Here is a 15153-nt window from a genome sequence, read left to right on the forward strand (position 1 = left end):
GATGATCGTGTAGAATGGTTTTGTTATGTATGTAGATTTACCATTATACCATTCACGAACAGCATAGACAAATAGGCTTGGATACCTGATGTTTCTTTAAAACAAGCGATGTCCAACACAAAATGGGGTTCTGTTTATCATGGTTTCAACGGTTTTTCTTTTTTATCATCTTATAAGCTCTTCAAGCTCTCTGTAATTTTGCAACGATGCCTATGAATAGCATAAGAGTAAATTCATTGAGCACCACCATCTTTACGCTTAATAAAAGAGCAAGCAGGCAGCACCATCACACACTTTGCCATTACCCAATGTTGCAAACCAACCCGTAGTACTTGATAAGGGTCATAAGAGGCATACCTTTCTTGCATAGTTTCACGCCATACAGCTAATCCGCCCACATAACTAATCCATTTGTGCTGTGCAAGAGGCATGTTTTTATTGACTCAACATGGAACAGATTTAAGATAAGAAAAATTTTATGATATTTGAGACTCTCATTCAAAACACTCTTTACAAATCAATATATTGTCATTATGCGATTTTACCTCACATAAATTCTTCTCATTATATTCATGTTTCTCATGAATACTAAAATGTGTTAAACCCCTGTTCAAAGTAAAATGAGTGAACAAACATTTCTATTCTTTTATAGATGTTTATGTAAACTTGAATTAAAAACGTAAGAATCCTAATTGAAACCAAAGTCTGTGTCCTCGTAGCCTTTGCTACAACACAAATGCTTTGGTTATCCTCGCTCCATAACAGAAAGAAGAATATTAAACTTCATCTAAACTTACCTTTTAAGACACAATGAAAAAAATATTTTTCATTCCATGATGTGTAAGTATTTAAACTTCCTAAATATTGGCTTATCAAAAATAAAAAGACGCATCAAAAACGCTTACAAAAGAGACCTATCTTTAGAAGGGGCACCGCATATTACATCAAAAACTGTGTTAGCTTCCCTTAATAAAACCTTCACTATTTTTCATAAAGCTCTCATTTTTAGAACATCCCCAAAAACACCTATTTGCGTTTCTCTTATAGATAGATTAATAGTGATAGCACCTTTGATCACTTTGTCTGTGTTAACTTCTCTTTTGGGCAATAATTTATGGTATCTAACACGCCTTTTCTCGCTCTTTTACCTTTGGGAGCGCACGAATATCACGGAGAGCACCTTCCCTTTGAAACCGACTGGATTATTGCTGAAGCTTTTTCAAAAGCCCTCATTTTACAAACAAAAGAACAATTTCATATCGCCCTTTTACCGGTTGAAAAAATTGGCTATTCTGTAGAACATATGGATGTTATAGGCACACAAACTCTTACCTTTTCTGATGCGATTAAGCGCTGGATAAAGATTGGTGAAAACTGCTATCACAAAGGGATCAAACGTCTTCTTCTTCTCAATGCTCACGGAGGCAATTCACCTTTAATGAACATTGTTATCACCGAATTGAGAAGGCGCCTTTCCATGCTCGCTGTCGCAACAAGCTGGAGCCGTTTTGGTTTGCCACAAGGTCTGATAGAGCCTGCTCAACAGCATCTTGATATCCATGGAGGTTTTATTGAAACCTCTCTCATGCTCTATTTAGCGCCAGAAAAAGTCCATATGGAAAAGGCAGCAAACTTTCATAATAAACAAGCCGATATGATTGCCAATTATCGCTATTTACGCGCTTATGGTCCCCATGCCTTTGGCTGGACAATGCGAGATCTCAACACGCACGGTGCAGCAGGAAATGCAAGCAAAGCAACACCACAAGCCGGTGAAGCAATCTTTTCTCATGTTCTGTCTCAGCTTCGTGATTTACTTGATGATATCAATCGATTTAACATAAACACATGGCGATAAAGAACAATAAAAGGTCCCCTCATGGAAACGACACCTCCCCAAAAACTTCCTGTTACAGTTCTCACGGGCTATCTTGGTGCAGGGAAAACCACCCTTCTCAACCGCATTCTCAGTGAAAATCATGGTAAACGTTATGCCGTCATTGTCAATGAATTTGGTGAAATTGGAATTGATAATGACCTGATCATTGAATCCGATGAAGAAATTTATGAAATGAATAACGGCTGTGTTTGCTGCACCGTGCGCGGTGATCTCATTCGCATTCTGGAAAGTCTGATGCAACGCTCCCATCGATTTGATGCAATTATTATAGAAACAACAGGGCTTGCTGACCCCATTCCTGTTGCACAAACCTTTTTCATGGATGATACTGTCCATGAAAAAACAGCTCTCGACAGTGTCATAGCGGTCGTTGATGCAAAACATTTTCCCTCTCAACTGAAAAAAAGTCGTGAAGTTGAAGAGCAAATTGCTTTCGCAGACATTATTCTTTTAAATAAGATTGATCTCGTCACAGCACAAGAACGTGCCCATGCTGAATCTCTTATTCTTGCCATTAATCCTCGCGCCATACTCTATACAACACAGCGCACCAATATTCCTCTTGATAAACTCCTCAATTGTGGTTTCTTTGATCTCCAACGCGCTTTAGACCATGAGCCTCATTTTCTTGATCACGAGCATACAGATCAACATGGAGATCATGTGTGTGATCCCGATTGCCATCATGACCATCATCATCACACATCGAGCATTCATGATATTACCGTCACTTCTATAAGTTTAAAAACAGGAGCCCTGCAACCAGAAAAGTTTTTCCCTTGGATCCAACAGGTTACGCAGCAACAAGGACCAGATATCTTGCGTCTTAAAGGCATTATTGCCTTTCAAGGAGATGATGATCGTTATGTCATTCAAGGCATTCATATGTTTCTTGAGGGACAACATCAACGCCCATGGCGTGAAGATGAAAAACGAGAAAGCCGCCTTGTTTTTATCGGACGCTGTCTTGATGCTGAAAAGTTAAAAACTGGTTTTGAAAATTGCGCATAAGCATAAAATGAGTGACAATGCCAAACATTATCCATTATGATCTCCAAAGTTACTGCCTTTCCTGTGGTTTTATAGGCAACAAACCAGCCTTTGTTTCCGTAGAAGGTTTGATTGTTTTTTTAACCCCAACCCCACAAACCTTTGAAGTTCACAAAGGAATAATTTCAAGTCATTTTTCCCATGACAATACCGCGATCATCACAGGAGGAGAAGATGGAAAAGTCTGTCAAACAAGAGCTGATGGTCACACAGAACTTCTCAGTCAAAAAGAACGCAAATGGATAAATAACGTTGCTTTTGGTCCCCAAAAAGCTTTTGCCTTTTCCGCCTCACGTCTCACATTTGTACATGTTGGAAAAGAACGACAAGAGTTTACGTATGAGCGCAGTATAGAAGGATTGGCTTTTGCCCCAAAAGGTTTACGACTTGCGGTTGCCCATTACAATGGCGTTACGCTTCATTGGCTCTCAACGCAAACATCTCCCACCACATTGGTATGGAAAGGCGCTCATTGTGGCGTCACCTTTTCACCAGACAACCGCTATGTCATTTCCACGATGCAAGAAAACGCCTTGCACGGCTGGCGTCTTACCGATCATCAACATTTACGCATGAGTGGTTACCCAAGCAAAGTCAAAAGTTGGTCTTGGAGTGCAAAAGGAAAATGGCTCGCAACATCAGGTGCTTCTGCAGCAATTGTTTGGCCCTTTCATACAAAAGACGGCCCCATGGGAAAAACACCCTTAGAACTTGGAACACGAGCAAATGCACTTGTTAGCACCGTTTCATGCCATCCAAGCAAAGAAATTGTAGCGATAGGCTTCAATGATGGAATGATTTTAGCGGCACATTTTCGTGATGGAAAAGAAGTCATTCTAAAAGGTTATGGGAAAAGCGCTATCTCAGCACTCAGCTGGGATCAAACAGGGCAAAACCTCACCTTCGGCAGCGAAAATGGTGAATGTGGTGTGATCAATATCACTGATTAAACCAAGTACCAACAAGTACAACCATCACCGATAAACACACACAATCTTCTAGAAATCTCAGCCCCGCACATCTCTAGAGCTTGCAGAAATCCTAAACACCTTCCCCAAAAATCTCTCAAAAAGTCTCTAAAATTTTTATAATCATGAAGTCTTCCATCTTCCTAATCTCCCCGCTTTAGACAAGAAAAGACCTTAAACATGTTTTAACCTCTTGGTATCATTCCTCCGTACAAAAATACTATACCTATAAGACCGCACCACCCCATTGCCTATAAAGCCCCCTCCCTCTATAATAATCTATGCTATGAGTTGCACACACCCATAAAAACACTTTTCTTAGAATTTGAGCAAAATATAGCTTACATTATTATCGAAAAAACTTATTTATTCCTACGATCAGAAGAAGGGAACTCAACATTATTTTTTTAAATAAAAATTTTTGACCTCCACCCCACACCTCAAGGGACGGAATTCTCAACTAATTCTGATTTACAATTCGACTTCTTGTCTCAACATATCCAGTTGATTTATAAAGAATATTCATTGTTTTACATATCGAATGAAAGCCCTTCAAATTGTAAAATTCTCTTATTTCAAATCTGTTTATATTGAATGAACAGAAACCTTTTGCTTGCACATTGCAAACAGGGAAACCGTATCAATACAAAACATTGAAAAAATGACTAAAAATACTTCTTACGAACACTTTTGAGAGCTAAAGTCACCGCAATATTGAAGCTGGAAAATAGAATGATGATACCCACTTATTACAGCAATAAAAATAATCTATATAAAATTACTCTTGGCATCTATCATTTGTAAAAAAAACACTCCTAAAAACACGATAAAGCCTTCTTTACTTTTTATGATAATCTGACCTCAAGTGCTCTCTGTCTTTTCTAAAAAAAACAAGTATCTCTCTAAAATTCTCAAGTAAATTTCCTAAAAAAGAAAACAAAAATATGCATATTGATGGATATAAACGTGAATGCAGTTTATATTTTTGTATAAAATTATATTTTTATCTAAAATAAAATTCAAAAGATACATAAAGATCATAAGCCTTAAACTTGCGATCTATAAAAAGTAATAAAGCAACGAACAAACATAACCATAAAAACTCTTAAAAAAATACCTAAAAACCAGCTCTCTTCAACTTTATATTAACAAAGCAACCATCAATACCGCCTCTTTTGAGAGATTAGTCCACAAGCATTCAAGCCTCTCACATTCACTATAAAATCTGTTTTTCATCTCATAACATCAAAAATTTTAGAAAAACTCTTCATCACAGATGAAGAAAGTCTATAACGAGCATTTTCAATCTATAAATCAAAAAAATCATTTATTGTAACCTTTTATATCAAAAAATAACTATATTGATGAAGCAAAATGAATTTTAACATAGTAAAAGGCAGTAAAACTTCTGCCTTTCATCATAGTTTATGTATAGCTAAAAAAGATGACGCAATCCGGCAGAGAAATGCGCTCCGGAAAAACCAACTTTCTTCAACCTATGTTGATAAGTAACATCTCCATGAAGAGAAAGTTTTGAAGAAAGACGCGCATCAAACCCAAGCCCTGCCTCCAAAGAAGAGCCAAAAGAACCTAACTGGAAATCGTTTTTAAAAGAAACAAATTGCTTATCTTCAAAACTATGCAAATAAGAAAGCTTACTATAAAAAGAAACCTCACGTCCCTTTTCGGAAATACCTAGCGTCTTGCTTAAACGCCCACCAACACGCCCCATCCATTGATGAAATTTTCCTAAATCAACATCAAGATTATCAACATCAAGCGCTTGATGAAATTGAAGATACTGATAAACAATCTGAACCTGCGGATCAAAAACAACGCCTTTATCGCCTATTGCAAACGTTCTACCACTCGTTAAAGAACCACTAAACTGTTTCCCCTTTAATGCAACAACTTTGCCTCGTGCAAGGGTCAAAACATCACCCTTAAAAAGGCCATACGATAACACCCCATCCATATAAAAACCGGTATCATGCTGCAAACTTCCATAAGCCCCAACAGACCATTTATGAAATGCGCTTTTTTTGCTTTGTTCAACATTCTGAGGGTGTAGAGAAAGGTTTCCATAGTTTCCCAAAGCCCCAAAGAATGTACGCGTATATAAACTCTCAATCTCATTTAACAAAACACCTGCTTGAAATGCATTATAATCGAGCTCAGCGCCATAGCCATATTCAAAAGCAGATAAATTGGAAGCATAATGATGGCTCCCCCCATAAGCACGCAGAAAAAAGGCTGTGTTTTCATCTTCTTTCCAAGAAGAGTGAAAAACACCCCGCATTGTCTCCAACTTTTTATTTTGCGTAGTCATATCCATCAAACCCGCATGGAATAAAGCATTTGGCAAAAGAAGATAAGTAGGCAATTGCGGAACAACGGCTCTAATACCTAGCTCAGGCTGAACATCAAGCGGCATAGGGAGATTAGAGGAAGGTTTCAAAGCATCAGAGGACGTAGAAGGCTTTGGTTCAACAGCATCAGAAGGAGGAGAAACAGGATCAGAATCCGTAGCTGAAGGAACAACCGGAACAGGTGGCTCAGATGGCAACGATGTAGGAAGTGAATCGGGAAGTAGAGGATCAACAGGATCAGAGGATGCAGAAGAAGGCGGGGAAGATATAAACGACGTAGAAAGCAAATCGGGAGATGGAGGATCAACAGGAGCGGAGGACTCAGAAAAAGGTGAGTCAGACATAAACGACGTAGAAAGTGGATCGGGAGGTGGAGGGTCAACAGGAGCGGAGGACTCAGAAAAAGGTGAGTCAGACATAAACGACGTAGAAAGTGGATCGGGAGGTGGAGGATCAACAGGAGCGGAGGACTCAGAAGAAGGCGAGTCAGACATCAACAACGTAGGAAGAGGATCGGGAGGTGGAGAGTCTACAGGATAAGATAATGAAAACGGAGAAGGTTTACCAAATGGACCATTATAAGAACCTAATCTAGAAGAAATATAGATACCTTCAAGACGAAAATCCCAAAAATCCCCCTCACCTTCCACTAATCTTTGCGTAGCATTCGCTTCTCCAAAGGGCGAACCTGGACCATAACCACGAATACGATATTGATAAGGAAAACCCTTCACCGTAGTATAATCATCATAACCATTGGCGAGTCGAAAAGAACCTGCCTGTGCTGTTCCAGCAACTTGAATGAGTGAAATGCTTTGATCTCTTCCCTCGTAGACTTCTTTACTTGCATATTTTGGAAAATTTTGCACACGAATGAATGTCGTTCCAGAAACATCACCATAGATCAATATGCGATCCGTCTTTTGGGAATCAAACAACCCCTCATCACTCAAAAATGCATTCAATCTAATCTGAGCATTTCCCTCAGCACTGTAGACTTTTTTATCTATTGAATCTGAAATGTTATCTCTTGCATCTATATTTGTTTTTTTTCCAATGCGCAGGGTTTGATAACCACTATCTTCATCAAAGATCAATGTGCTATTGGAAAGGTGTAGAGAAGAAAGTGATGAAACAGACTCCTGTAAACCATTGTATTTACTTTTGGTAAGATACCATTTTGAATAATGAACTAACTCTAAATCAATAACCGATCTATCCTCAACACGCGTCCCTCCTTTAAGAAAAGAAGAATTTGCTTTCACCAATAGAGAAGCATTATTTTCAGCTTTTAGCAACAAATCACCAGAGATTTTTGTTTCATCCGATAATTCAAGAGTGCCTTTTACTCCATAGTCTTTATTCCCCTTCGCATAAATCGCAATCCCGTCTGGAACTGTCATATTTGTCTCTGATAAATGAACAAATGCCCTCCCCGTGATAACTTTTTTGGTTTCTAAATTTTTTTCATCATCTCGTTGCCTCAACATTTTAGCAAACTCTTCTGAAGCTAAAACATTAAAATACAAACCATGTGCTCCCTCTCCTTTCACAGAAATATTATTTTTTTCTATCTTAATATTTGTATTTTTAAAGCCATTTGGTAAGATATGCCTTTGGATTAACCTACTATTATCATTGACATAACCTGAAAAGTTTTTAATCAAGAATGCATGCATAGAGTTAAGCTGAAAAAAGCCATTTTTTAAATAAACATCCCCCCCTTGAAAAACCTCAAAAGCTTCTGGCAATCCCCCCATAGCACTATCACCACCCGTTCCCGACTCTTCCCTCCTTCCTTGTCCCATAATACCTATATTATCAAGAAAATAGCGCCCCTCAAACAGAGTTGAAAATGAGCCAATCTGGTTAAAATTAACAGTACCGTCTGACATTCTAACCATTGCACCAAAACCACTCATAATACCGATACTTTTTACATTCGAATTATTGGGCTCAATATCGATATTTACACTCTCTAAAGCAATATTTGCTCCTCTCCCCCATGCATAAATAGCATGTGAAGTTCCCTTAATTTCCCCTAATGTCATGCTAATAACTGCATCTTGAGCACAAAGAGCAGGTATGTCCTTAAAATTTGAAATTGCTAGATTAAGTCTTCCACCATTTCTTACATACGCCCCATAAGCAGATGTTTTGTCTGGATTATCACCATAAACTGTTACCTGAGATGCATTAACAATAGTGCCTGCCTTTTCTACATATATAGCTGCAATAGGTGCAGTACTAGCAGACGCCTCCTGAGAACTTTTTAAGTAATAAACTTTATTTGCAAGGAAGTGTATTCTTTTATCATCACAATTATAAAACACCCCTCTTCGATCACTTGAAAAGTCCGTAGAACTAACATAAGTAACCTGTAAAAAATAAATAATAGCTGTTGTAAAGTTACATAAAAATACATGTTTGTGAAATAAATAAACCATAACTCTTCTTGGCTCCTATTCCCCTACTTTTATTCATTGAATAATAATAATTTATATTTAAGCTACAAAATTCTTAAAATACAACAAATATAAAACAAGACAGTTACTTTAATACTTAATATAACACTATATACTTATATATAAGTTACTATATAGTTTATGTATAGCTAAAAAAGATGACGCAATCCGGCAGAGAAATGCGCTCCGGAAAAACCAACTTTCTTCAACCTATGTTGATAAGTAACATCTCCATGAAGAGAAAGTTTTGAAGAAAGACGCGCATCAAACCCAAGCCCTGCCTCCAAAGAAGAGCCAAAAGAACCTAACTGGAAATCGTTTTTAAAAGAAACAAATTGCTTATCTTCAAAACTATGCAAATAAGAAAGCTTACTATAAAAAGAAACCTCACGTCCCTTTTCGGAAATACCTAGCGTCTTGCTTAAACGCCCACCAACACGCCCCATCCATTGATGAAATTTTCCTAAATCAACATCAAGATTATCAACATCAAGCGCTTGATGAAATTGAAGATACTGATAAACAATCTGAACCTGCGGATCAAAAACAACGCCTTTATCGCCTATTGCAAACGTTCTACCACTCGTTAAAGAACCACTAAACTGTTTCCCCTTTAATGCAACAACTTTGCCTCGTGCAAGGGTCAAAACATCACCCTTAAAAAGGCCATACGATAACACCCCATCCATATAAAAACCGGTATCATGCTGCAAACTTCCATAAGCCCCAACAGACCATTTATGAAATGCGCTTTTTTTGCTTTGTTCAACATTCTGAGGATGTAGAGAAAGGTTTCCATAGTTTCCCAAAGCCCCAAAGAATGTACGCGTATATAAACTCTCAATCTCATTTAACAAAACACCTGCTTGAAATGCATTATAATCGAGCTCAGCGCCATAGCCATATTCAAAAGCAGATAAATTGGAAGCATAATGATGGCTCCCCCCATAAGCACGCAGAAAAAAGGCTGTGTTTTCATCTTCTTTCCAAGAAGAGTGAAAAACACCCCGCATTGTCTCCAACTTTTTATTTTGCGTAGTCATATCCATCAAACCCGCATGGAATAAAGCATTTGGCAAAAGAAGATAAGTAGGCAATTGCGGAACAACAGCTCTAATACCTAGCTCAGGCTGAACATCAAGCGGCATAGGAAGATTAGAGGAAGGTTTCAAAGCATCAGAGGACGTAGAAGGCTTTGGTTCAACAGCATCAGAAGGAGGAGAAACAGCATCAGAATCCGTAGCTGAAGGAACAACCGGAACAGATGGCTTAGATGGCATAACCTCATCCGTAGAAGTCTCAACTGGAACAAACGGTGCAGGCATAGGTACAGTAGAAGCTTCCTCTGGAACAGTCGGTACAGAGGGAGGCTCAGGCGGAATAGGTTTAGAAGGAGTAGGCGTAGAATCCGTAGGGATAAATGTTTCAGACGGTTCAGTTTCTTCAGGCAAAGAAGGTATAGATGGCATAAGCGGAGGCTCAACAGAAGGAGGCTGCTCAGGTAAAATAGTCTCTGTTGGTCTTTCAGAAGGGATTGTTTCTGCTTCAGATTGGGGGGGGAAAACTGTAGACGTTGGCTTAGAAGCAGTCTCAGAAGAATCTAATTCAGGACCAATGTAAACACTTTCAAGACGAAAATCCCAAAAATCCCCTTCCCCAGCAACCAATCTATTCTTTGGATCTGCATTTCCAGAAGAAGAACTTGGACCATAAGCACGAAGCTTATATTGATAAGGAAATCCATTCACCGTAGTATAACTATTGTTTAACTTAAAAGAACTTTCCTCTGCCGTCCCAATAACTTGAACAAGTGAAATACTTTTATTCCCTTCATTGCTAGCTTCTCTTTCTGAAGTTTTTTGAAATTCTTCCATCCCAATAAGCGTGGTTCCCAAGACATTCCCGTAGATCAAAATGCGATCCGTTTGTTGAGAGTCAAATGAACCATCATTATTCATAAATGTGCTCATCTTAATCTGAGCATTACCACCTGCACCATATACGTACTCCTCCTCATCTAACTGGTTTACACTACTTTTTTTTCCAATGTGCAGCGTTTGATAACCAGCAGATTGATAGTGATCAAAAACAATGGTACTATTTTCAAGCTCCATACCTGAAAGCGATGAAACCGTGGCATCTGGGTTCTGCAAATCCTGATATTTACTTTTGGTAAGATGCCATTGAGAGCCATTCTTTAAATGCAAATAAATATCAGAGGTATCCTTGATACGAGAATCTCCTGTAAGTGTAGAGGAATTTGCTTCAACGAGAAGATAAGAATTATTTTCAGCTTTTAACAACAAATCACCGGAGATTCTTGTCTTTTCTAATCTAACCTTAGCTTGGGCTCTATAAACATGTTTTCCGACACTATAAATGGCAATACCATCCGGAACCGCAAAATTTGTCTCTGACAAATGAACAAATGCCTTTCCCGGAGCAACTTTCTTTGCTCGCGAAAGCGCTCTATAACCATTGTACATATTGCCCCATACATCTTCTGGATTTAACCCATAAAAATACAGACCATAGGTTCCCTTACCCTGAACGGAAACTTTGGATTTTTCAATCTTAATATTCGTCTTCTTAAACTCATCAGCTGAATTAAGTCCTTGCCACAACAACCTGCCTTTATTATCCTCTTCATCTGAAAAATTTTTAACCAAAAAGCCATGCATATCACTAAGCTCAATAGAACTATTATTCAATTGAACAAAACCATCTTGAGATATATCAAAAGCTTCTGGTAATTTATTGACACTTTTCTCACCAATGATAACAGTTTCTTGTTTTCCTTTGCCCTTAATGACAGAACTATCGAAACTATACTCTCCCCCATAAAGTGATGAAAATGCGCCTTTCCCATTAAAAGTAACGGTACTCCCTGACAGCCTAATCTTTGAACCAAAACTACTAATCAGACCTATCTCTACACCATTCAATTCTTTTGGTGTAGTTTCAATATTGACACGCACTAAAGCAATATCGGTTCCTTTTCCCAATGCATAAATAGCGTGAGAAACTTCCGTAATAGCCCCATCTATCATGCGAATAACTGCATTTTCAGCATGAAGAGCAGGTACATTCTTAAAATTTGAATTTGTTAAATTAAGACGAGCACCCTCTTTTACAGATGCACCATATCCGAATATTTCATCTGAGCTATCACCCGTAACTGTTATCTGAGATGCATCAACAACTGTACCTGCTTTTTCTACATATAGAGCTGAAATAGGAGTAGAACTAGAAACATATTCTTGAGAAAATTTTAAATGATAAGTTTTATTTTTAATCGTGTGTTTTTTACCATCATTGCATTTATAAAATTGAGCGTTTGGATCACAGAAGGTTGCAAAATTATTAGAATTTGCATTAACACACACGGTTGGCGAAAAAGAAACAATAGCCGTTGTGATAAATAAAAATTTATAACCCCTTAATACATTAACCATAATTCTATTCCCAATTTTTCCTTCTCCCCCCTTAACTTAAAAATAAAAAATACTCGCAATAACGTTAACTTAAACATACGAAAAATAAGAAGTATAAAACTTAGATATGCATTTTATACTTCAAACAACACTCTATAACTTATGTAAAAATTACTCTATATTTCATAGGCACCTAAAAACGATAACGTAAGCCTCCTGAAAAAATGGTTCCTAAAAAACCACCTTTGCTAAGACGATGCTGATAAGTTACATCTCCATGTAATGCAAAATTTGAAGACAACTGAGCTTTCAATCCCACTCCAGTTTCTAGAGAAGAACCAAAAGCGCCTAATTGGAATTCATCTCCAAACTGTACACGCTGTTTTCCTCCAAAACTATTGGTAAGATGAAGCTTCCCATTGAAAGAAACAATATGTCCTCCTTCAGAAGCAGCAAGCGTCTTACTTAAACGCCCACCAACACGCATCACCCACTGACCAAGTTTTCCCATTTCAATATCAAAGCCATCGATATCAGACGCCTTATCAAAACGTAAATTTTGATAAACGACCTGAACCTGCGGATCAAAAATAAGCCCCTTATGTCCTGTCATAAATGACTTACCGGCAATCACTGAAGCACTCAAAGGTGTTCCCTTCAATGTTGTTGTCTTGCCTCTTGCTTTTGTCTGAACATCCCCTTTAAATACTCCATAGGAAAAAAGGCCATCGATATAGAAGCCTGTATCATGCTGCATACTGCCGTATGCTGTAACAGACCATTTATCAAATGCACTTTTTTTGCTTTCTTCAACATCTTGAGGGTGTAGAGCAATCTTCCCATAGCTCCCCATTATTCCAAAGCTTAAAGTATGATGTGTATCCTCAATCGCATTGAGCAACACACTTGCCTCTAGTGCGTTATAATTCAAATTTCCACTATAACCATATTCAAGCTCGGACAGATCAGAAACATAATGATAACTTCCACCGTAACCTTGTGCAAAAAATGAAGGACTTTTACCATTTTCTTCTAAAGCCCCAGCAGTGGTACGCAATGTCTCCAGCTGTTTATTATAACTGTTCATATCCATCAAACCAACCTGAAACAAAGCATTAGGCATCAATAGATAAGTTGGAACTTGTGGAACAACAGCTTTAACGCCCTCTTCAGGATAATGAGCAGAAGTATCATGACTAGTAACAACATCATTATGATGAGCATGGACATTTAAAGAACGCGTCACACGGCGACGAGACACATCATTTTTCAACTGAGCGGTTTTCAATTGAGCAGTATGAGAAGAACGCTGAATATATTCATCTTCAAGTCGATAATCCCAAAAATCTCCACTATATCCAACACTTTTTCCTTTAGCTAATTTGTTTTCATCTTTTGCTTCTCCAAGAGAGGACGTTGGACCATAAGCACGAAGACGATATTGATAAGGTATCCCTCTTACAGTGACATAACCAGCCGCCAGTTTAAAAGAATCTTCCGCTGCTTTTCCATAAACCTGAATAATTGAAACGCTTTTATTATCTCCTTGCGTATCTTTATCTTTTTTACCACCCCTTTCCTTCCTCCTTGGATTTACTGAGTTCTCTACGAGGTATATTTTAGTTTTTCCATGGATATCACCGTAGATCATAAGTCGATCAGTTTTTACCTTTTTTCTTTTACCATTTGCCGCAAGAGATGCATTAAAAAAAAGGCGTGCATCATTCGCAACGTAAGCATATTCTAAGCCATGATCATCATCCAATCTTCCAATGCGAAGTGTATGATAATAACCATCTCTTGGTTTTTGAAAAACAATAGAACTATCAATAACCCTTACAAAGGAAACAGATGAAGCACGCCACTTATTACTCTCTCTTCGCATCACTGTCCATTGTGATTGATTAGATAATTCAACTTCAGCATAAGAGCCTTTCTCAACATGCACTCCCCCTATAAAAAAAGAAGCGTCAGCTTCAACGGCCACATGCGAATTAGCCTTAACATCTAAGAACTGATTAGCGAAGATACGTGATCCTTCTAACGCGGTAATATAAGGAAATCTTTTGACTCCATCGATATAAATAGCTGTATCACTAGAAACTTTAAAGTTAGTCTTCCTGAGCTGAATCCCCCCCAATGCCGCCACCATCTCTCCTTCTATATATCCCTCTTGTGAGGGATTTAAATAAAGCCCTCGAGTTTCACGTCCATTAAGAGCAATATCTGAATTCTTTAAAATAACGCCAGAATAACGCCAATCCCATAAACCATATAAATGTTTACCATCCAATACGCCATATCGAGTCGCACCACCAGGAATGAAAACGCCCTCCATGCTCTCCATAACGAGACCATAGATATTTGAAACATTAACCTTACCATCCTTAGCAAGAAGGGAGGCGCCTTGCTTTATACCCAAAGTAGCTTGATTAAAACCATAATCATAAGCACTTATATTTTCATCATTGACCGCATTCTTGCCACTCCCAGTAATGGAAATGTTATCCAAAACAATCTTCATCTTTTCTTGTATAAATACCTCTGATGGAATTATACCAGTGTTTTTTAACTCTAAAGCTCCCTGAATCCCAAAACACTCTTTTTCTTCCATCTTAATGTTTATCTGATAAAACTTTTTTACATTCGTCACCCCAGAAAAATCGCTATCAGCAATATCTAAACGAGTACTATTCGCACCACTAGGCTTCCCAAGAACATCAGATGAATAGGACTTTAAAAGAGAGCGACACGAAGACTTCTCCTGTGCATTCACCTCTATATTATGCACAAAGAACAAAACAGGCGTTGTAAAAGCACATAAACATACATGACGTTTTAATACTTTAATCATAATTTCCTCTAAATTCTCTTTATTTCATCTTTATCGAAAACCTAAAAGACATATCGGGCACGGTGTTATTATTATTATGTGCCGCCCACATAATTCGTTTTGTATTATATGTA

The 15153-nt window shown here is 38.0% G+C and carries 7 protein-coding genes; 3 read left to right on the forward strand and 4 right to left on the reverse strand.

The genetic code is table 11. The annotated features are described in order from the left end of the window. Positions 1 to 233 precede the first annotated feature (233 nt). Positions 234 to 431, reverse strand: a complete 198-nt coding sequence (locus BTR_RS08400; RefSeq protein ID WP_038473852.1) for a hypothetical protein — start codon at positions 429 to 431, stop codon at positions 234 to 236. A 683-nt stretch (positions 432 to 1114) separates the two neighbouring features. Here BTR_RS08400 and BTR_RS08405 point away from each other — a divergent pair. The 3 genes from BTR_RS08405 to BTR_RS08415 are packed head-to-tail and all read left to right on the forward strand — an operon-like array spanning position 1115 to position 3900. Further along, positions 1115 to 1858, forward strand: coding sequence for a creatininase family protein (locus BTR_RS08405; protein WP_012232175.1), 744 nt, complete (start codon positions 1115 to 1117; stop codon positions 1856 to 1858). A gap of 21 nt (positions 1859 to 1879) precedes the next feature. Beyond that, positions 1880 to 2911 (forward strand): CobW family GTP-binding protein, encoded by a 1032-nt coding sequence (locus BTR_RS08410; protein WP_012232176.1) that lies wholly within the window; start codon positions 1880 to 1882, stop codon positions 2909 to 2911. A gap of 17 nt (positions 2912 to 2928) precedes the next feature. Continuing rightward, positions 2929 to 3900, forward strand: a complete 972-nt coding sequence (locus BTR_RS08415) for a WD40 repeat domain-containing protein (RefSeq protein ID WP_012232177.1) — start codon at positions 2929 to 2931, stop codon at positions 3898 to 3900. Positions 3901 to 5353: 1453 nt separating this feature from the next. Here the strand turns inward: BTR_RS08415 and BTR_RS08420 are convergent. The 3 genes from BTR_RS08420 to BTR_RS08430 all read right to left on the reverse strand — a co-directional run bounded on the left by BTR_RS08420 (position 5354) and on the right by BTR_RS08430 (position 15040). Then, positions 5354 to 8734 (reverse strand): autotransporter outer membrane beta-barrel domain-containing protein, encoded by a 3381-nt coding sequence (locus BTR_RS08420; protein WP_012232178.1) that lies wholly within the window; start codon positions 8732 to 8734, stop codon positions 5354 to 5356. 167 nt (positions 8735 to 8901) lie between these two features. After that, positions 8902 to 12207: an autotransporter outer membrane beta-barrel domain-containing protein gene (locus BTR_RS08425; RefSeq protein ID WP_012232179.1), complete on the reverse strand. Its 3306-nt coding sequence runs from the start codon at positions 12205 to 12207 to the stop codon at positions 8902 to 8904. 172 nt (positions 12208 to 12379) lie between these two features. After that, the gene (locus tag BTR_RS08430; RefSeq protein ID WP_012232180.1) at positions 12380 to 15040 is read right to left on the reverse strand and encodes an autotransporter outer membrane beta-barrel domain-containing protein; all 2661 of its coding nucleotides are present in this window, start codon (positions 15038 to 15040) and stop codon (positions 12380 to 12382) included. Positions 15041 to 15153 lie beyond the last annotated feature (113 nt).

The sequence above is a fragment of the Bartonella tribocorum CIP 105476 genome, assembly GCF_000196435.1.
GTDB lineage: Bacteria > Pseudomonadota > Alphaproteobacteria > Rhizobiales > Rhizobiaceae > Bartonella > Bartonella tribocorum.

Bases quoted from the DNA above. Each gene is read 5' to 3' on its own strand.
- BTR_RS08400 (WP_038473852.1), bottom strand. From the start codon at position 431: ATGCCTCTTGCACAGCACAAATGGATTAGTTATGTGGGCGGATTAGCT.
- BTR_RS08405 (WP_012232175.1), top strand. From the start codon at position 1,115: ATGGTATCTAACACGCCTTTTCTCGCTCTTTTACCTTTGGGAGCGCAC.
- BTR_RS08410 (WP_012232176.1), top strand. From the start codon at position 1,880: ATGGAAACGACACCTCCCCAAAAACTTCCTGTTACAGTTCTCACGGGC.
- BTR_RS08415 (WP_012232177.1), top strand. From the start codon at position 2,929: ATGCCAAACATTATCCATTATGATCTCCAAAGTTACTGCCTTTCCTGT.
- BTR_RS08420 (WP_012232178.1), bottom strand. From the start codon at position 8,734: ATGGTTTATTTATTTCACAAACATGTATTTTTATGTAACTTTACAACA.
- BTR_RS08425 (WP_012232179.1), bottom strand. From the start codon at position 12,207: ATGGTTAATGTATTAAGGGGTTATAAATTTTTATTTATCACAACGGCT.
- BTR_RS08430 (WP_012232180.1), bottom strand. From the start codon at position 15,040: ATGATTAAAGTATTAAAACGTCATGTATGTTTATGTGCTTTTACAACG.